The organism is Citrobacter sp. Ce006 (genome assembly GCF_030336535.1).
Classification (GTDB): domain Bacteria; phylum Pseudomonadota; class Gammaproteobacteria; order Enterobacterales; family Enterobacteriaceae; genus Citrobacter; species Citrobacter europaeus.
In genome coordinates this window covers 1-19207 of the sequence record NZ_JAOWDO010000073.1, presented here as the reverse complement: position 1 = coordinate 19207, position 19207 = coordinate 1, and the positions used below count along the sequence as shown (strand labels likewise).

The following is a 19207-nucleotide window of genomic DNA, read 5'->3' as shown; positions in this document are numbered from 1 at the left end:
TGACGGAAATAATTTCATGATGAAAAAATCGATATGCTGCGCGCTGCTGCTGACAGCCTCTTTTTCCACCTTTGCCGCCGCAAAAACAGAACAACAAATTGCCGATATCGTTAACCGCACCATCACACCGCTGATGCAGGAGCAGGCTATTCCGGGTATGGCCGTTGCGATTATCTACCAGAGAAAACCTTATTACTTTACCTGGGGTAAAGCTGATATCGCCAATAACCGTCCAGTCACTCAGCAAACGCTGTTTGAACTCGGCTCGGTCAGTAAAACGTTCAACGGCGTGCTGGGCGGCGATGCTATCGCTCGCGGCGAAATCAAGCTCAGCGATCCGGTCACGCAATACTGGCCTGAGCTGACGGGTAAGCAGTGGCAGGGTATCAGCCTGCTGCACTTAGCGACCTACACGGCAGGCGGCCTGCCGCTTCAGGTTCCCGACGACGTCACGGATAAAGCCGCCTTACTGCGTTTTTATCAAAACTGGCAGCCACAATGGGCCCCGGGCGCTAAACGTCTTTACGCTAACTCCAGCATTGGTCTGTTTGGCGCACTGGCGGTGAAACCTTCGGGCATGAGCTACGAAGAGGCGATGACCACCCGCGTCCTGCAGCCCTTAAAACTGGCGCATACATGGATTACGGTTCCACAGAGCGAACAAAAAGATTATGCATGGGGCTATCGCGAAGGAAAGCCTGTGCATGTATCCCCTGGCCAACTTGATGCCGAAGCCTATGGGGTAAAATCAAGCGTTGTCGATATGACCCGCTGGGTCCAGGCCAACATGGATGCCAGCCAGGTTCAGGAGAAAACGCTCCAGCAGGGAATCAAGCTTGCGCAGTCACGTTACTGGCGTATTGGCGATATGTACCAGGGTCTGGGCTGGGAGATGCTGAACTGGCCGCTGAAAGCCGACTCGATAATTAACGGTAGCGACAGCAAAGTGGCGCTGGCAGCGCTTCCCGCCGTTGAGGTAAACCCGCCCGCGCCTGCTGTGAAAGCATCATGGGTGCATAAAACGGGCTCCACTGGCGGATTCGGCAGCTACGTTGCTTTCGTTCCAGAAAAAAACCTTGGCATTGTGATGCTGGCAAACAAGAGCTATCCAAACCCTGCTCGCGTCGAGGCCGCCTGGCGCATTCTTGAAAAACTGCAGTAACGAATAAGGAGGCCCGGGATATCGGGCTTCCTTTCTTTCTCTTTTTTTCCTGCTGTCATCTACACTTAACAAAAATCCAGCAAGGAAAATCTTATGCGCATTCTGCCCGTCGTTGCTGCAGTTACGGCTGCATTCCTGGTTGTAGCTTGCAGCTCCCCTACACCGCCGAAAGGCGTTACCGTAGTCAATAACTTTGATGCCAAACGTTATCTGGGCACCTGGTATGAAATAGCGCGTTTCGACCATCGATTCGAACGTGGACTGGAAAAAGTGACCGCCACCTATAGCCTGCGCGACGACGGCGGTATCAACGTGATTAACAAGGGCTATAACCCGGACAGGGGAATGTGGCAGAAAACAGAGGGTAAAGCCTACTTCACCGGCGACCCAAACCGCGCTGCGCTCAAGGTCTCGTTTTTTGGTCCTTTCTATGGCGGCTATAACGTGATTGCCCTCGATCGGGAATATCGTCACGCGTTGGTTTGCGGGCCGGATCGCGATTACCTGTGGATCCTTTCACGGACCCCTACTATTTCAGACGAAATGAAACAGCAAATGCTGGCCGTCGCGACCCGGGAAGGGTTTGAAGTGAATAAGCTGATTTGGGTAAAACAGCCCGGCGCTTAGTGGGTGCTCAGCTTCAGACCAATAATGCCGGCAACGATCAGCCCGAGGCTAAGTAAACGCGCCGGGCTGGCAGATTCACCGAGCAGCAAAATTCCTGTAATAGCCGCCCCGACGGCGCCGATACCGGTCCAGACGGCATAGGCGGTTCCTACAGGCAACGTGCGCATTGCCCAGGAGAGCATGGCGATACTGACGATCATCGCCGCAATGGTGATAATGCTTGGCGTCAAACGCGTAAAACCGTGGGTATATTTCAGGCCAATCGCCCAGACAACTTCGAGCAGACCTGCAATTAATAAAACGATCCAGGACATATCAGGCTCCAGAACAATGGGGCCGTCCCCGGTGAAAGAAGCGTTTGCAGGTCGTCCTGCAAAGCTAATGTGTGAAATGGCATTTTTGCCCGAGAGAAAATGAATTTCAACCTTTTTATTCGCTGCATACTAAAAGCAAGAATTAAGCATAATTAGCGGCGTAGTTCCCGCATTTGGCACTCATCGGAGTTCTCTATGATGAGGGGCTTTCTGAATCCAGGAAGTCGATTGCCTCTCTTCTGAATGCGAAAAGGTTATGCTTAAAATTTTAGTGATTGACCGGTGCCACTTTACCCGTACAGGGATTGAGGCCTTGCTTAATCATTCTGGCAGGTTCAGCTCCTCATTTCTGGTATCAGGGATCAATAATCTCCTGTTAGCAAAAGAGCATATTTTGCAGTGGAAACCGCATCTGGTGATCGCGGATTTATACAGTTTTATCAGCGAGACACACTCCAGTCCGCCAATTAAGCCCTTTTTTATGAGCTGCGGCGTCATCCCACTGATTTTATTGCAATCAGTAGAAAGACAGCACACTTCAACGACTTCCCCTCAATCCGTCGTCCATTCGGTTTTGACCAAGCACACCACGCTGAACGCTCTCTCACACACAATTCAGGAGGCGCTACAGCTTCGCCCGCCATTAGAAATAGTCGAAAATGCGACTCCACTGCTTACGCCGCAGGAGGAGAAAGTATTGTCGATGTGGATGGATGGGATCAGTAACAATGCGATCGCCGCCGCACTGAGCATTCATGGCAAGACGGTCTACACCTATAAACGGAATATCCGCATTAAACTGCACCTGGGGAACCGCTTCTCACCGTTTCTCTCGCTACCTGGGAAGGTGAATTAACGGTACGACAGGCGTCGTACCGTTCATGATTATTGCTGAGCTTTTGTCGCTGCACCAGAGATTGCGCTACCGCCTTCAGAGATATCCTGCCCAACACCTTTCGTTGTATTGCACGCAGTCAACACTGAAGAAAGAACCAACACAGAAAAGATCGCAGCAATTGTCTTCTTAACCATAACGTCTTCCTTTTCTAGCCAATATTGTTTGTGTATAGCTAATTAATAATAGACAAGATCTGCAAGTGTGATGGATAAACAAGCGTTTTTAAGATTATGAGAGAGGATTAGCTGGCGGCGTGAGAGATTGAATTGCCAAGATGTTTGATGTCTTCACCGAAACCGCGCGCGGTATTACAACCCGTCAGCAGGGTGCTGGTAAATAGGATGAGCATTACAAGACCGAGAAGACGTTTCATCATTCCTGCCCTGGAAAAAGTATGGCGCAGCAACCTGCGCCATAAGATCAAATAGATATCTTATTTTACGCGAGAAACGTATTCGCCGGAGCGAGTATCCACTTTGATCACTTCGCCGATCTGTACGAACAGCGGAACTTTAACGACTGCGCCGGTAGACAGGGTTGCCGGTTTGCCGCCAGTACCAGCGGTATCGCCTTTCAGACCTGGGTCGGTTTCAACGACTTCCAGCTCAACGAAGTTCGGCGGAGTCACGGAGATCGGCTGACCGTTCCACAGGGTCACGATGCATTCAGCCTGGTCCAGCAGCCATTTAGCGTTATCGCCTACCGCTTTCTCGTCTGCAGCCAGCTGTTCGAAAGTGGTGTTATTCATGAAGTGCCAGAACTCACCGTCGCTATACAGGAAGGTCAGGTTCATGTCGGCTACGTCTGCGCCTTCAGCGGAGTCGGTAGACTTGAAGGTTTTCTCTACGCGAGTACCGGTCAGCAGGCGGCGCAGCTTAACGCGCGCAAACGCCTGGCCTTTACCTGGTTTAACGAATTCGCTGGCTTCAACCGCATAAGGTTCGCCGTCCAACATGATTTTAAGACCAGCACGAAAATCGTTGCTATAGTACGTTGCCATAAGGCCCTCTGAAAATTGTTAACTGGTAGCTAAGCCACAAAATGGCGCATATTGTAACCCTAAATACCCCATCCAGAGAAGATTGGTTATCGCAACTTGCCGATGTTGTGACCGATCCCGATGAACTTCTGCATCTTTTGAATATAGACGCAGATGAAAAACTGTTGGCCGGACGCGACGCGAGACGGCTTTTCGCCCTGCGCGTGCCGCGTGCGTTTATTGCGCGCATGGAAAAAGGCAACCCTGACGATCCGCTTTTGCGTCAGGTACTTACCTCCCAGGAAGAGTTTGTTTCCGCCCCCGGCTACTCGACCGATCCGCTGGAAGAACAGCACAGCGTGGTTCCCGGTTTGCTGCATAAATATCGCAACCGTGCGCTGCTGTTGGTTAAAGGCGGTTGCGCGGTTAATTGTCGCTATTGCTTCCGCCGCCACTTCCCGTACGCCGAAAACCAGGGCAATAAGCGCAACTGGCAGGTCGCCCTGGACTACATTAGCGCGCATCCTGAGCTGGATGAGATTATCTTCTCCGGTGGCGATCCGTTAATGGCCAAGGACCACGAACTGGACTGGTTGCTCACGCAACTGGAAGCCATCCCGCATATTAAGCGTCTGCGTATCCACAGCCGTTTACCGATTGTGATCCCAGCTCGCATTACAGAAGGACTGGCCCAGCGCTTTGCGCACTCCTCCTTGCAGATTCTGCTGGTCAATCACATTAACCACGCCAATGAGGTCGATGAGACATTTCGCCAGGCCATGGTCAGACTGCGTATCGCCGGCGTCACGCTACTCAACCAAAGCGTTTTGCTGCGTGGCGTGAACGATAACGCGCAAACGCTGGCTCACCTTAGCAACGCGTTGTTTGATGCGGGTGTGATGCCCTATTACCTGCACGTACTGGACAAAGTGCAGGGCGCCGCCCACTTTATGGTCAGCGACGATGAAGCGCGTCAAATTATGCGCGAACTGCTGACGCTGGTTTCCGGCTATATGGTCCCCAAACTGGCGCGTGAAATTGGCGGAGAGCCAAGTAAAACGCCATTGGATCTGCAGCTACGCCAACAATAGCCTTTATTGAGTGTCCGATTCCGGACACTCAACACGATTACTTATTATTTAAATCCACACAGGTGGAGCCATGCTTTTAATCTGTGCTATTTTAATTAGCGCTGTGCGATTATTCATTCGCAAGTTGAATCAATAAAATCAAATCCAGAACATTAATAAATATATGGTTAGGGAGAACCTGTTATGGCTATAAGTATTAAGGGCATTAATACCGGAGTTATTCGCCAAAAGAATGAATTTATTGCTTTGGCATTAAAGATAAAAGAACCCAGAAATAAAGAGTCGTTATTTTTCCTTTCTCCGCTTGGGCTAAGAGACCTGCTTATCGCCCTGGAAAGCAGGCTCTCTGCTAAACATCAGCTTAGCGAAGACGAGCGTGCGCAATATGAGAAGGAATGCGAGAAAGCCGGCAAAAAGATGCACGAAAATATCCCCTTAATTCAAGAGAATGAGTTAAAAAATGCGGATATTAATCGCCGTATTAATTCGCTGATGTTAGTGGATGACAAAGGGGAAAACTTAACATTTTCACTGACACTGCATGATGGGCAAACGTGTGAATTACTGATTAATGAACTTCAGATTCGGGTATTGGCTCATGCTGTTATTCATGCAATAAATAACGCTGGCATGCAGGAATTAGCGTTACGAATCACATCGCTGCTGGATTTCCTGCCGCTGTACGATGTTGATTGCCAGCAAAACGATAATCTGGAATACGATTCTTATACACAACCCGAATGGAAACATAACCTGTTTAATCATTATCTGGCGATTATTTACCGCTATACGGATGATAAAGGAAAAGCTCAGTTCTGTGGTTCGGTAGTAAAAACTCGCGCCGCTTCCGGCAGCAAAGAGGCCGAAGCCATTACTCGCCGTCTGCTCGATTTCAGCCCACGGCTGAAAAAACTTGCCGGTGTACCGTGTCAGGTGTTTGTCAGGACGTTAACGGGTGATAAAGCGCAAAAGCTCAATCAGGATCAGTGCCTGCGCGCGCTGCATCATTTACGCATTCAGTCTGCGCATAAGACTCAGAATGCCTGATGGCGCTACGCTTATCAGGCCTACGATTGCATGAGCCTGCCCAGGCCACTTTATTACAAAAAATCATTCAATCTGCATCGCGGCGGCAAGCCAAGAAAATCCCCAGGAGCATAGATAACTATGTGACTGGGGTTTCACAGCGCAGCCAACAAAGAGGCTGGTTGAAGGATGAAGTGTAATCAGTTAGGGCACTTATAAACCTGTCCAATCATCTCGCTGGCGGTAGGAACAAAGCTGGACAGCATTCCCTGTGATGGGCTGCTGACGCCATAAATCACGTTACCGCCCATTGCAGCAGCCTGGTTACGCAGATCGTTTGCTGCGCCACGCATAGAGCCACCCTCTTCGCCGTGCTGGCCAGAAAGCCAGTTGCTTTGCTTACCGGTTGCAGTGCCAATCAGTTGGCACTCTGCGCCAGGCTTGTCTTCGACAAAGCGTACGCTTTGTCCGGCTGAACTCAGTTCGTTGCTGGAGCTACAACCCGCCATCAGTAGCGCGGCACCAACGATCCCTGCTAAATATTTCACGTGCATGTCATTCCCCATAATCAATTAGTTGGACCTTATGTCCGTAGCTGAATCATATACTAAAAAGATGACCAAAAGAAAAACCCCCGGACATTTCTGCCCGAGGGTTTCTCATTTTTCGCGAGATACGTATTTAATCAAATAATTCAAGTTGCAGGCAGGCGGCAAGTTCATGAATCCCCAGGAGCTTACATGAGTAAGTGACTGGGGTGAACGAACGCAGCCAACGAACCTGCGGCTTGAAGTATGAAGATTAAATTACATCATGCCGCCCATTCCACCCATGCCGCCCATACCACCAGCAGCACCTAAGTCAGGCGCATCGCCTTTCGGCAGGTCGGTAACCATGCACTCGGTGGTGATCATCAGACCCGCAACAGAAGCCGCGTACTGCAGAGCAGAACGAGTTACTTTGGTTGGATCCAGAATACCCATGTCGATCATGTTGCCGTATTCTTCAGTTGCAGCGTTGTAACCGTAGTTACCGTCACCGGCTTTCACGGTGTTAGCTACTACAGACGGCTCTTCGCCGCAGTTCAGCACGATTTGACGCAGCGGAGATTCCATTGCGCGCAGCGCAACTTTGATACCTACGTTCTGGTCTTCGTTCTGACCTTTCAGGCCGGCAATTTTAGACGCGACGCGAATCAGCGCAACACCGCCACCAGCAACCACGCCTTCTTCTACCGCAGCACGAGTTGCGTGCAGGGCATCTTCAACGCGGGCTTTTTTCTCTTTCATTTCAACTTCAGTTGCAGCACCAACTTTGATAACTGCCACGCCGCCTGCCAGTTTCGCTACGCGCTCCTGCAGTTTTTCACGGTCGTAGTCAGAAGTTGCTTCTTCGATCTGCTGACGAATCTGAGTCACGCGACCCTGGATTGCAGCTTCGTCGCCCACGCCATCGATGATGGTGGTGGTGTCTTTGTTGATAACAACGCGTTTCGCCTGGCCCAGATCTTCCAGAGTTGCTTTTTCCAGCTCCATACCGATCTCTTCAGAGATAACGGTACCACCGGTCAGAGTAGCGATATCCTGCAGCATTGCTTTACGACGGTCGCCGAAGCCAGGTGCTTTAACCGCAGCCACTTTCACGATACCGCGCATGGTGTTAACAACCAGAGTTGCCAGCGCTTCGCCTTCAACATCTTCAGCGATGATCAGCAGCGGTTTACCTGCTTTCGCTACAGCTTCCAGAACCGGCAGCATTTCACGGATGTTGGAGATTTTCTTGTCAGCCAGCAGAATGAACGGGCTTTCCAGTTCTACTGCGCCAGTTTCCGGCTTGTTGATGAAGTAAGGAGACAGGTAGCCACGGTCGAATTGCATACCTTCAACCACGTCCAGTTCGTCCTGCAGACCGGTACCGTCTTCAACGGTGATCACGCCTTCTTTACCGACTTTGTCCATCGCTTCAGCGATCAGTTTACCTACAGTTTCGTCGGAGTTAGCGGAGATGGTACCAACCTGAGCAATAGCTTTAGAGTCGGAGCACGGTACGGACAGTGCTTTCAGTTCTTCAACAGCAGCAGCGACAGCTTTGTCGATACCACGTTTCAGATCCATCGGGTTCATGCCCGCAGCAACGGCTTTCAGACCTTCAGTGATGATGGACTGAGCCAGTACGGTTGCAGTAGTGGTACCGTCACCAGCAGCGTCGTTCGCTTTAGAGGCAACTTCTTTCACCATCTGCGCACCCATGTTTTCGAACTTGTCTTCCAGTTCGATTTCACGTGCTACGGAAACACCATCTTTAGTGATGGTCGGTGCACCGAAAGATTTATCCAGAACTACGTTACGGCCTTTTGGACCGAGGGTAACTTTCACTGCATCTGCCAGTACGTTTACGCCGCGCAGCATTTTCACACGAGCGTCGTTACCGAATTTTACGTCTTTAGCTGCCATTTTCTCTTTCCCTTAAATTCGTATGTTCAGTGTCGTTCGCGGATTAGGCTTCAACAATTGCCAGGATGTCGCTTTCAGACATGATCAACACTTCTTCATTGTCGATCTTCTCAGATTTAACACCGTAGCCATCGTTGAAAATAACGATATCGCCGACTTTCACGTCAAGCGGCTGTACGGTACCGTTGTCCAGGATGCGACCCTTACCGACAGCGATGATTTCGCCACGAGTTGATTTACCTGCTGCAGAACCGGTCAGTACGATGCCGCCAGCAGATTTTGATTCAACTTCTTTACGTTTGACGATCACACGATCATGTAACGGACGAATACTCATTGATAGCTCTCCTTTGAGAAAGTCTTTATCAGTTATGGGTGACGCCGGCCCGTAAACGGTTTCCCGGCTAGTGACCAGAGAGATGGGGATGGGGTTTTGTCCCTTCAAGGGGGCAAGCGAAAAAAATTTTTTATCAGCAGAAAATCCCGTCAAAACGCCGACGCGCCTCACATTTCATAACGATTTCAGTCGCGTCGTCATAAGCAAATTCGATTGTGATACCATCAAAAATCTGCGCTGTAGCCCGTCATTGGGCATAACCGGATAACAACTTATGAGCGGACTGAAACAAGAGCTGGGACTGGCTCAGGGCGTTGGCCTGTTGTCGACATCATTGTTAGGTACAGGCGTTTTCGCCGTCCCTGCGCTGGCTGCGCTCGTGGCCGGCAACAACAGTTTGTGGGCCTGGCCGGTGCTGATTGTTTTAGTTTTTCCCGTGGCGATCGTCTTTGCCATACTGGGTCGCCATTTTCCCAGCGCGGGCGGCGTGGCGCATTTTGTCGGCATGGCCTTTGGTTCACGGCTGGAGCGCGTCACCGGATGGCTGTTTTTGTCGGTGATTCCCGTCGGCTTGCCTGCGGCATTACATATCGCCGCCGGATTCGGTCAGGCGATGTTTGGCTGGCATGACGAGCAACTGCTGCTGGCAGAGCTCGGTACGCTGGGACTGGTTTGGTATATCGGCTCCCGCGGCGCAAGCTCCAGCGCGAATCTGCAAACGGTCATTGCCGGACTGATTGTTGCCCTCATTGTCGCTATCTGGTGGGCGGGCGATCTGAAGCCTGGCGAAATCCCCTTCCCTGCGATTACCGATATTGAGCTTCCCGGTCTGTTCGCCGCGTTGTCGGTGATGTTTTGGTGTTTTGTCGGCCTTGAAGCGTTTGCCCATCTGGCGTCTGAATTCAAAAATCCGGAGCGAGACTTCCCACGCGCGCTGATGATCGGCCTGCTGCTGGCGGGGTCTGTTTATTGGGCATGTACCGTCGTGGTGCTTCATTTTGGCGCTTACGGCGAGCAAATGGCGGCAGCGGCATCATTGCCTGAAATCGTCGTGCAGCTGTTTGGCGTACAGGCACTGTGGGTGGCCTGCATCATTGGTTATCTGGCCTGTTTTGCCAGCCTCAACATTTATATTCAAAGTTTCGCCCGGCTGGTCTGGTCGCAGGCGCAATATAAGCCGGAGAGTTATCTGGCACGTCTGTCTCCCCGCCACCTTCCGCGCAACGCGCTAAATGCCGTACTGGGCTGCTGCGTAGTCAGCACCTTGTGCATCTATATGCTGCAAATCAATCTTGATGCGTTAATCGTCTATGCCAACGGCATCTTTATTATGATTTATTTGCTGTGCATGCTGGCGGGATGTCGATTACTGAAAGGGCATTATCGCGCGCTGGCGGTCATTGGCGGTCTGCTGTGTCTGTTGCTGCTGGCGATGGTTGGCTGGAAGAGCCTGTACGCGCTGATTATGCTGGCAGGGCTGTGGCTGTTTTTACCCCGCAGGCCGGATAAGGCAACGTTGACGCCATCATCCGGCATATAAACACTTTTGCCGGATGGCGCTAACGCTTATCCGGCCTACATACTGGCCAGGCTTACAGGGTCAGTCACGGCGATCGTCATCTTTATGATCAAGACGGTTACGATCGTCATCCTTGCGCTGAAATTCACCATCAAAGGTCTCACCGCCGCCGGTTCCGGCGCTAAACCCCCCGCCCGGCATACGCGAAAAACGCAAATGCGGCAGCAGTTTCATCGTCAGATGTTTTTGCACCGGAGGTAATAGAAGAAGAAGGCCGAGGAAATCGGTGAAAAAACCGGGCAGCACCAGCAGCAGACCGGCAATGATCAGCGACACGCTTTTGATCATTTCTGCAGCCGGACTTTCACCAGCCGCCATTTTCTGTTGCATCAGTAAAAAGTTCTTAAACCCCTGGTTACGAACCAGAGACATACCGATAACCGACGTAAAAATAACCAAAATCAGCGTCATCAGGACGCCCATCACATGGGCAACCTGAATAAAAATAGATATCTCTATGTAAACATAGAGAAAAATGGCAAGCAATGGTATCCAGCGCAAAGGGATCTCCTGTTAATAACAGCCGTTTTGTTCAACTTCTGTTCGAAAAATTATGTTAATCGCATCGATTTGATATTGTGGTGGTTAGCAAAATTTCAAGTGGCTTGTACACTAATATTTGGGGTTAATCACAAAGGGGTGATCCATTTCACAGAATAATAAATAAGGGGTAAATTCCACGCTTTAAGTGATCCAGATTACGGTAGAAATCCTTAACCAGCATATGATCTCGGGTATCAGACCGATGCAGGGGATAATCGTCGGTCGAGAAACAATCGAAATCACATATATCCTGTGTGTTTAGTCAAATCATTGGCAGCTTGAAAAAGAAGGTTCACATGTTAAACAACATTCGTATCGAAGAAGACTTGTTGGGTACCAGGGAAGTTCCAGCGGACGCTTACTACGGTGTTCACACTCTGAGAGCGATTGAAAACTTCTACATTAGCAACAACAAAATCAGCGACATTCCTGAATTTGTTCGCGGTATGGTAATGGTTAAAAAGGCAGCGGCAATGGCCAACAAAGAGCTGCAAACCATTCCTAAGAGTGTGGCAAATGCCATCATCGCGGCGTGTGATGAAGTCCTGAATAACGGAAAATGCATGGATCAATTCCCGGTAGACGTTTACCAGGGTGGTGCGGGTACCTCCGTCAACATGAACACCAACGAAGTGCTGGCCAATATCGGTCTGGAACTGATGGGTCACCAGAAAGGTGAATATCAGTACCTGAATCCGAACGACCACGTTAACAAATGTCAGTCTACCAACGACGCTTACCCTACTGGCTTCCGTATCGCGGTATACGCTTCCATCATCAAACTGATCGATGCGCTGAACCAACTGCGTGAAGGCTTCGAACAAAAAGCTGTTGAATTCCAGGACATCCTGAAAATGGGCCGTACCCAGCTGCAGGATGCTGTACCGATGACCCTCGGTCAGGAATTCCATGCTTTCAGCATACTGTTGAAAGAAGAAGTGAAAAACATTAGTCGTACCGCTGAGCTGCTGCTGGAAGTTAACCTCGGCGCAACTGCAATCGGTACGGGTCTGAACACGCCGAAAGAGTACTCTCCGCTGGCTGTACAGAAACTGGCTGAAGTCACTGGCTTCGCCTGTGTTCCGGCTGAAGACCTGATTGAAGCGACTTCTGACTGCGGCGCATACGTTATGGTGCACGGCGCGCTGAAACGTCTGGCTGTTAAGATGTCCAAAATCTGTAACGACCTGCGTTTGCTCTCCTCTGGCCCACGTGCCGGCCTGAATGAAATCAACCTGCCAGAACTGCAGGCTGGTTCCTCTATCATGCCAGCAAAAGTGAACCCGGTTGTTCCGGAAGTCGTAAACCAGGTTTGCTTTAAAGTCATCGGTAACGACATCACTGTTACCATGGCATCTGAAGCTGGTCAGCTGCAGTTGAACGTAATGGAGCCGGTCATTGGCCAGGCAATGTTTGAATCCATTCACATTCTGAGCAACGCTTGCTACAACCTGCTGGAAAAATGCGTTAGTGGTATCACTGCTAACAAAGAAGTCTGTGAAGCGTTTGTATTCAACTCCATCGGCATCGTTACTTACCTCAACCCGTTCATCGGTCACCACAACGGCGACATCGTCGGTAAAATTTGTGCCGAAACAGGTAAGAGCGTACGTGAAGTTGTCCTGGAACGCGGTCTGTTGACCGAGTCTGAACTGGACGATATCTTCTCTGCACAGAACCTGATGCACCCTGCTTATAAAGCAAAACGTTATACTGATGAAAGCGAACAGTAATCGTGTAGGGTAGTACCGGAGAAGGCACGTCATGATGACGTGCCTTTTTTCTTACTCGAAGTTACTTAAAAACAACAATTTAATATCAACTTGTTAAACAACAAGGAAGGCTAATATGATAGTTTTAGAACTTATCATCGTTTTGCTGGCAATCTTTTTAGGTGCCAGACTTGGGGGTATCGGTATTGGATTTGCAGGTGGGCTGGGTGTTCTGGTTCTTGCCGCTATAGGCGTAAAACCGGGTAATATTCCGTTCGACGTTATTTCCATTATCATGGCGGTTATCGCTGCCATCTCTGCTATGCAGATTGCAGGTGGTCTGGACTATCTGGTTCATCAAACTGAAAAACTGCTGCGTAAAAACCCGAAATACATCACGATCCTTGCACCCATCGTGACCTATTTCCTGACTATCTTTGCCGGTACCGGCAACATCTCTCTGGCAACTCTGCCGGTTATCGCTGAAGTCGCGAAGGAACAAGGTATCAAGCCTTGCCGTCCGCTCTCCACCGCAGTAGTTTCTGCACAGATTGCGATTACGGCATCGCCAATCTCCGCAGCCGTGGTTTACATGTCTTCCGTCATGGAAGGTCATGGCATCAGCTATATTCACCTGCTGTCCGTGGTCATTCCGTCCACCCTGCTGGCCGTTCTGGTGATGTCCTTCCTGATCACCGCACTGTTCAACTCCAAACTGTCTGACGACCCGATTTATCGTAAGCGTCTGGAAGAAGGCCTGGTTGAACTGCGCGGTGAAAGACAAGTTGAAATCAAAGCTGGCGCGAAAACCTCCGTTTGGCTGTTCCTGCTGGGCGTGGTTTGCGTCGTTGTATACGCCATCATCAACAGCCCAAGCCTTGGCCTGGTCGCTAAACCGCTGATGAACACCACCAACGCAATCCTGATCATCATGCTGAGCGTCGCGACGCTGACGACGATCGTCTGCCGCGTTGAAACTGACTCCATCCTGAACTCCAGCACCTTCAAAGCCGGTATGAGCGCCTGTATTTGTATCCTGGGTGTTGCATGGCTGGGTGATACCTTCGTATCTCACAACATTGACTGGATCAAAGATACTGCAGGTAGCGTAATTCAGGGTCATCCGTGGCTGCTGGCTGTCATCTTCTTCTTTGCTTCTGCGCTGTTGTACTCTCAGGCTGCAACCGCTAAAGCACTGATGCCGATGGCTCTGGCTCTGAACGTTTCCCCTCTGACTGCTGTTGCATCTTTCGCAGCGGTTTCTGGCCTGTTCATTCTGCCAACTTACCCAACTCTGGTTGCGGCGGTTCAGATGGATGACACCGGTACAACCCGCATCGGTAAATTCGTCTTTAACCATCCGTTCTTCATCCCAGGTACTCTGGGTGTGGTTCTGGCTGTCTGCTTCGGCTTCTTGCTGGGCAGCTTCATGCTGTAAGACTTTACTGCAGGGTGCCTTCGCGCCCTGCAGTTCCTCTTCTTCATCACCCCCGCTTTAGCTAACATCCTTCCCTCGTCCGTTGTATAGTGACCACTCTTTAGCTGGTTACTCTGTTCTTTCGAGGTGTTTATGCTTGATGTTAAGAGTCAGGATATTTCCATCCCCGATACCGTTGTGGTGCTCTGTACCGCACCGGATGAAGCAACCGCCCAGGATCTCGCCGCCAAAGTGCTGGCGGAAAAGCTGGCTGCCTGCGTGACGCTACTGCCTGGTGCTACCTCCCTCTATTATTGGGAAGGTAAACTTGAGCAGGAATATGAAGTCCAGATGATTTTAAAAACCACCGTTACACACCAGCAAGCCCTGCTCGATTGCCTGAAGTCACATCATCCGTATCAAACGCCTGAACTTCTGGTTTTACCCGTCACTCACGGAGACTTTGATTACCGCTCATGGCTCAACGCATCCTTACGCTGATCCTGCTGCTGTGCAGCACATCTACCTTTGCCGGATTATTTGACGCGCCTGGCCGCTCGCAGTTTGTACCTGCCGATCGGGCGTTTATTTTTGATTTCCAGCAAAACCAACACGATCTGAACCTCACATGGCAGGTTAAAGATGGCTACTATCTGTATCGCAAACAGATAAGCATTACGCCATCTCAGGCCGATATTGCCGAGGTAAAACTGCCGCCTGGCGTCTGGCATGAAGATGAGTTTTACGGCAAAAGTGAGATTTACCGTAAACAGCTGACCATCCCAGTCACGGTCAATCAGGCTAAATCTGGCGCCACATTAACGGTCACGTACCAGGGCTGTGCCGACGCCGGCTTTTGCTATCCTCCAGAAACGAAAACGGTGCCATTAAGTGAAGTGTCTGCCGATACCCGGGCGACGCCGCTGCCAGTGCCTGCCAGCAATGCTCAGCAAGAGATAACGCCGCCCGCAGCCCAACTTCCTTTCTCGGCGCTGTGGGCATTGCTGATCGGAATAGGCATCGCGTTTACGCCTTGCGTATTGCCGATGTATCCGCTGATTTCCGGCATCGTGCTGGGAGGCAAACAACGCTTATCAACCGGACGCGCGCTGCTGTTGACGTTTATCTACGTCCAGGGGATGGCGCTCACCTATACCGCACTGGGTCTGGTTGTTGCGGCCGCCGGATTGCAGTTCCAGGCTGCACTACAGCATCCTTACGTTCTGATTGGCCTTGCCGTCATCTTTACCCTGCTCGCGTTGTCGATGTTTGGTTTGTTCACGCTGCAGCTCCCTTCATCGCTGCAAACGCGCCTTACATTGATGAGCAACCGCCAGCAAGGCGGCTCCCCCGGCAGCGTCTTTGCAATGGGCGCGATTGCCGGCCTCATCTGTTCCCCTTGTACCACAGCCCCGCTAAGCGCGATTTTGCTGTATATCGCTCAGAGCGGAAACATGTGGCTGGGAGGTGGCACGCTGTATCTGTACGCGCTGGGGATGGGATTACCCCTGATGCTGATTACCGTATTCGGCAACCGCCTGTTGCCTAAAAGCGGCCCATGGATGGAGCATGTCAAAACCGCTTTTGGCTTTGTCATTCTGGCGCTTCCCGTCTTCTTACTTGAACGCATCATCGGCGACGAATGGGGAGTGCGCCTGTGGTCACTGTTGGGCGTCGCGTTCTTTAGCTGGGCATTCATCACCAGCCTGCAGGCAAAGCACACCTGGATGCGCATCGTGCAGATTGTCCTGTTAGCTGCAGCGCTGGTAAGCGTACGGCCATTGCAGGACTGGGCGTTCGGTGCGCCGCATGCTCAACCCCAGACACACCTTAACTTCGCGCCGGTGGCTTCGGTAGATGCGCTAAATCAGGCGCTGGCACAAGCCAAAGGTAAGCCCGTAATGTTGGATCTGTATGCCGACTGGTGCGTGGCCTGTAAGGAGTTTGAGAAGTATACGTTCAGCAATCCGCAGGTTCAGCAAGCGCTAGGCGACACGGTGCTTTTGCAGGCGGATGTGACCGCAAACAATGCCCAGGATGTTGCTCTGCTGAAACATCTTCAGGTTTTAGGTTTGCCGACTATTTTGTTCTTTGACGCTGAGGGGAAAGAGCACCCGGATGCCCGGGTAACGGGTTTTATGGATGCCGCGACCTTCAGCGCACATTTGCGCGATCGCCAACCGTGAGCGACACTTGCAACAGGAAATACGGAGGAGAATACCGTGCAACGTGAAGATGTCCTGGGAGAAGCCCTTAAATTACTTGAGGTTCAAGGGATAGCCAATACCACGCTGAAAATGGTGGCCGAGCGTATCGATTATCCTCTGGATGAACTGCAGCGCTTTTGGCCCGATAAAGAGGCCATTCTGTACGATGCGCTACGTTACCTCAGCCAGCGGGTGGATATCTGGCGGCGTCAGCTTTTGCTGGATGACACCTTGAGCGTCGAGCAGAAATTACTGGCGCGCTACACCGCGCTGTCCGAATGCGTAAGCAATAATCGCTATCCAGGCTGCCTGTTCATCGCCGCCTGTACGTTTTACCCCGATCCCGGGCACCCGATCCATCAGTTAGCCGATCAGCAAAAAAAGGCGGCGCATGACTTCACCCATGAGCTGCTGACCACGCTGGAAGTTGACGACCCGGCAATGGTCGCTAAACAAATGGAGCTGGTGCTGGAAGGCTGCCTGAGCCGCATGCTGGTGAATCGTAGTCATGCTGATGTCGAAACGGCACACCGCCTGGCTGAAGATATCCTGCGCTTTGCTCAGTGCCGTATGGGCGGGGCGCTGACTTAATTCGGATTTCGTAACTTTTATGAACCGCATATAATTTCGGCAATACCGACATATTAAAAGGAATTATATGCGTCTCGCGCACTGCATTCTCCTCGCAGGTTTTATCTCAGCCCCCCTGTATGCCAATCCATTAAACGGTTTTTCGTTTGCACATAAAGACTGGGAAGTTGCGTGTGATAATACGGGTACCTGTCGAGCGGCAGGTTATAGTGACCATGCGGTAAGCGTACTGCTCACACGTGCGGCTGGCCCCGACACCAGCGTGTATGTCGAGGTTGCTTTTGCACCGCGTACGGCGAATCAACCCTCCGTGAAAGACGCCACGCTTTTTATTGATGGTCAAAAGCAAGGCGCGCTAACGTTTTCCGCAGAGGGATATTTTAAACTCAACTACCAACAGCGAAAGGTGTTTCTGGACGCCTTACGTCAGGACAATACCATTGAGTTTGCAGCAGATGGCGAACGATTACTGCTTTCTAATGCAGGTTCGAGCGCTGTGCTGCTGAAAATGGATGAATTCCAGAAACGCATCAATACCCAAAGCGCTGTGCTGCATCCAGGAGATAAAAACAGTAATGATGTGCTTAACGCTGAGCCTGCCCCACTTATCATCACCCACCCCGTCATCCGCACGCCGGACGTGGAACCGTTAACGACCGCGCAGCGACAAAAAATAGAACCCAAAATCAGGGTCACTCCCGAGATGAATTGCCGCGAACTGGAAGAGGGTCAGGAACGCATTTATTACCGCATCCCGGTGGATAAACAACATGTACTCATTCAAACCGAATGCTTTGATAGCTCACGCACCATCCTCTGGCTAACCAATACTGAACTAACGGCTTCGCCTAAACTAATCACGAGTGATGCCAGTGAATATGAGAACGGTGAGATAGCCCGTTTCAGCGATCCCATTCAGCTCTGGGTCTGGGAGGGTAACAACTTCATCTTGCGCGACGAATACCGCAGCGGCGGACAAGGAAACCTTTCTGTTGGCGGTGTCTGGACGCTCCCTACGTTCGTCAGCATCGTACGTTCTCAGTCTGATGTAGATACGGATAACACGGCCCTAAAAACGCTACATAGCGCTGTAGAGAGCATGCAAAAAAGCGATCCGGGCTTGGAACTGAGCAAAATCGCCAGTCAGTTTCCATTAACCGGTCAAATCACTGATTTCAGGATCTCTTACGCTGAAGACTCAACAGAACCAACCGCGAAACCCTCCCCTGAGATTAGCGATGATGAGTGGCAGGCATTTTCTCGCACAACGTTTAGTGTCGATTCAGAAAATGGAGGCGTGAACTTTACGCTCATTGATCTGGATGACGACGGTAAACGCGATCTCATCATCAACAGCTACGTTGGCGGCACAGGATTATTCAGCTACACCGGCGTACTCAAACGCGGTGATAATGCCTTCGTCGTCGTTAATGGCAAACAGGATGACGATGACTTTGGCGTACCCGGGGCGCTATTTTCGGAGAATGGGCGCGGCGCCAACCAGTGGAGCCAATGGGTTCGCATCAACGGTAAGGTTTATGCTCTCTGGTACAACGGCTTATATAATGAAGAGAAGCTTTATCTGCTGCGTCCATTTAACCCAGACGAGAAGGCTCCCGTCGTAGCCGTCCACTATCGCTATGAATACGATATGAATTCAATCGAACCACGGGAAGAAGGACAACCCCTACTCCCGAAATTGAATACCAAAGACAAAACAAAGCTCATTACCGAACTGAATAAAATGCAAAGCATGCTTTTACAAAACCAACAGGCAAGCGACGGCGTTTCCCCAATCTGCCCAATCCCTGCTGGTACGTTGCAGGAAGACGCGGACAATTACAGTTCAGGGATTGCAGGGAACTATACGTCTGAACCTGTCGCAGCTATTCCTGTCTGGGTAAATGGGGAGTGCCTTATCGGTTCTGTCGAGAGTTATTTTGGTAGAGGAGAGTTCATCACTCTCGTTTCGCCAAAAGATCAGGATATTGTCGGAGAGTATTCAGTTACCGGCACACGCCATGTAGCATCCATTAAAAGTGAATGGATTCTTCGCGAAGGCGATAACGGTGGGCTGTAATTTTGAGCGAAACCCTCGAGAAAACAGCGAAATCGCTGCATAGTTAAGCAACCAACCGAAAAAGCGAGAAATTTGGTTGACGGGGTGTCCGGATTACGGTTTAATGCGCCCCGTTGCCCGGATAGCTCAGTCGGTAGAGCAGGGGATTGAAAATCCCCGTGTCCTTGGTTCGATTCCGAGTCCGGGCACCA

The 19207-nt window shown here is 50.9% G+C and carries 20 protein-coding genes and 1 tRNA gene; 13 read left to right on the top strand and 8 right to left on the bottom strand.

Features of this window, described 5'->3' with window-relative positions:
• The first annotated feature begins 16 nt into the window (after nt 1–16).
• Together blaCMY and OGV94_RS18780 are read left to right on the top strand one after the other, a co-directional pair.
• Complete coding sequence (gene blaCMY, locus OGV94_RS18785) at nt 17–1162, top strand: CMY-2 family class C beta-lactamase (protein ID WP_286523956.1); 1146 nt, start codon at nt 17–19, stop codon at nt 1160–1162.
• Nucleotides 1163–1255: 93 nt separating this feature from the next.
• Nucleotides 1256–1789 carry a lipocalin family protein gene (locus OGV94_RS18780; protein ID WP_043018157.1) on the top strand — a complete coding sequence of 178 codons (534 nt, stop codon included), beginning with the start codon at nt 1256–1258 and terminating at the stop codon, nt 1787–1789.
• On the opposite strand, the gene sugE is transcribed toward OGV94_RS18780, so the two are convergent.
• Nucleotides 1786–2103 carry a quaternary ammonium compound efflux SMR transporter SugE gene (sugE, locus tag OGV94_RS18775; protein WP_000118520.1) on the bottom strand — a complete coding sequence of 106 codons (318 nt, stop codon included), beginning with the start codon at nt 2101–2103 and terminating at the stop codon, nt 1786–1788. The genes OGV94_RS18780 and sugE overlap by 4 nt on opposite strands.
• A 256-nt stretch (nt 2104–2359) precedes the next feature.
• On the opposite strand from sugE, the gene OGV94_RS18770 reads away from it, so the two are divergent.
• Entirely contained in the window at nt 2360–2959 is a 600-nt protein-coding gene (locus tag OGV94_RS18770) for a LuxR C-terminal-related transcriptional regulator (protein WP_220771627.1), read from the top strand.
• Between the two features lie 29 nt (nt 2960–2988).
• On the opposite strand, the gene ecnB is transcribed toward OGV94_RS18770, so the two are convergent.
• The 3 genes from ecnB to efp form a co-directional block, all read right to left on the bottom strand.
• A complete protein-coding gene (gene ecnB, locus OGV94_RS18765; protein WP_016151395.1) occupies nt 2989–3135 on the bottom strand; it encodes a lipoprotein toxin entericidin B in 147 nt (48 codons plus the stop codon).
• Nucleotides 3136–3242: 107 nt separating this feature from the next.
• Entirely contained in the window at nt 3243–3377 is a 135-nt protein-coding gene (gene ecnA / locus OGV94_RS18760) for a lipoprotein antitoxin entericidin A (protein ID WP_043018154.1), read from the bottom strand.
• A gap of 57 nt (nt 3378–3434) precedes the next feature.
• A complete protein-coding gene (efp, locus tag OGV94_RS18755) occupies nt 3435–4001 on the bottom strand; it encodes an elongation factor P (protein WP_003025478.1) in 567 nt (188 codons plus the stop codon).
• A gap of 41 nt (nt 4002–4042) precedes the next feature.
• Here efp and epmB point away from each other — a divergent pair, with 41 nt between their 5' ends.
• Both epmB and yjeJ read left to right on the top strand, forming a co-directional pair.
• The gene (epmB, locus tag OGV94_RS18750) at nt 4043–5071 is read left to right on the top strand and encodes an EF-P beta-lysylation protein EpmB (protein WP_043018153.1); all 1029 of its coding nucleotides are present in this window, start codon (nt 4043–4045) and stop codon (nt 5069–5071) included.
• A 183-nt stretch (nt 5072–5254) separates the two neighbouring features.
• The gene (gene yjeJ, locus OGV94_RS18745; protein ID WP_080625831.1) at nt 5255–6118 is read left to right on the top strand and encodes a YjeJ family protein; all 864 of its coding nucleotides are present in this window, start codon (nt 5255–5257) and stop codon (nt 6116–6118) included.
• Nucleotides 6119–6297: 179 nt separating this feature from the next.
• Here the strand turns inward: yjeJ and OGV94_RS18740 are convergent, their stop codons facing one another.
• The 3 genes from OGV94_RS18740 to OGV94_RS18730 form a co-directional block, all read right to left on the bottom strand.
• Nucleotides 6298–6651 (bottom strand): DUF4156 domain-containing protein, encoded by a 354-nt coding sequence (locus OGV94_RS18740; protein WP_003025468.1) that lies wholly within the window; start codon nt 6649–6651, stop codon nt 6298–6300.
• A gap of 252 nt (nt 6652–6903) precedes the next feature.
• The gene (groL, locus tag OGV94_RS18735; RefSeq protein WP_003025464.1) at nt 6904–8550 is read right to left on the bottom strand and encodes a chaperonin GroEL; all 1647 of its coding nucleotides are present in this window, start codon (nt 8548–8550) and stop codon (nt 6904–6906) included.
• 43 nt (nt 8551–8593) lie between these two features.
• On the bottom strand, nt 8594–8887 hold the full coding sequence (locus OGV94_RS18730; RefSeq protein ID WP_000027827.1) for a co-chaperone GroES: 294 nt from the start codon (nt 8885–8887) through the stop codon (nt 8594–8596).
• A gap of 274 nt (nt 8888–9161) precedes the next feature.
• On the opposite strand from OGV94_RS18730, the gene yjeH reads away from it, so the two are divergent.
• Nucleotides 9162–10427: an L-methionine/branched-chain amino acid transporter gene (gene yjeH / locus OGV94_RS18725; RefSeq protein WP_043018150.1), complete on the top strand. Its 1266-nt coding sequence runs from the start codon at nt 9162–9164 to the stop codon at nt 10425–10427.
• Between the two features lie 60 nt (nt 10428–10487).
• Here yjeH and OGV94_RS18720 read toward each other — a convergent pair whose 3' ends face one another.
• On the bottom strand, nt 10488–10967 hold the full coding sequence (locus OGV94_RS18720; protein ID WP_043018149.1) for an FxsA family protein: 480 nt from the start codon (nt 10965–10967) through the stop codon (nt 10488–10490).
• 338 nt (nt 10968–11305) lie between these two features.
• On the opposite strand from OGV94_RS18720, the gene aspA reads away from it, so the two are divergent.
• From aspA to OGV94_RS18685, 7 genes are all read left to right on the top strand, one after another.
• The gene (gene aspA, locus OGV94_RS18715; RefSeq protein WP_043018148.1) at nt 11306–12742 is read left to right on the top strand and encodes an aspartate ammonia-lyase; all 1437 of its coding nucleotides are present in this window, start codon (nt 11306–11308) and stop codon (nt 12740–12742) included.
• Nucleotides 12743–12857: 115 nt separating this feature from the next.
• Entirely contained in the window at nt 12858–14159 is a 1302-nt protein-coding gene (gene dcuA, locus OGV94_RS18710; RefSeq protein WP_003025449.1) for an anaerobic C4-dicarboxylate transporter DcuA, read from the top strand.
• 132 nt (nt 14160–14291) lie between these two features.
• Nucleotides 14292–14639, top strand: a complete 348-nt coding sequence (cutA, locus tag OGV94_RS18705) for a divalent cation tolerance protein CutA (protein WP_003025447.1) — start codon at nt 14292–14294, stop codon at nt 14637–14639.
• On the top strand, nt 14615–16324 hold the full coding sequence (locus OGV94_RS18700) for a protein-disulfide reductase DsbD (RefSeq protein WP_080625833.1): 1710 nt from the start codon (nt 14615–14617) through the stop codon (nt 16322–16324). Before cutA ends, OGV94_RS18700 begins: the two co-directional genes overlap by 25 nt.
• A 36-nt stretch (nt 16325–16360) precedes the next feature.
• Nucleotides 16361–16936: a transcriptional regulator gene (locus OGV94_RS18695; protein ID WP_080625834.1), complete on the top strand. Its 576-nt coding sequence runs from the start codon at nt 16361–16363 to the stop codon at nt 16934–16936.
• Nucleotides 16937–17003: 67 nt separating this feature from the next.
• Entirely contained in the window at nt 17004–19016 is a 2013-nt protein-coding gene (locus OGV94_RS18690; protein ID WP_286523950.1) for a DUF1176 domain-containing protein, read from the top strand.
• A gap of 115 nt (nt 19017–19131) precedes the next feature.
• Nucleotides 19132–19207, top strand: a tRNA-Phe gene (locus OGV94_RS18685).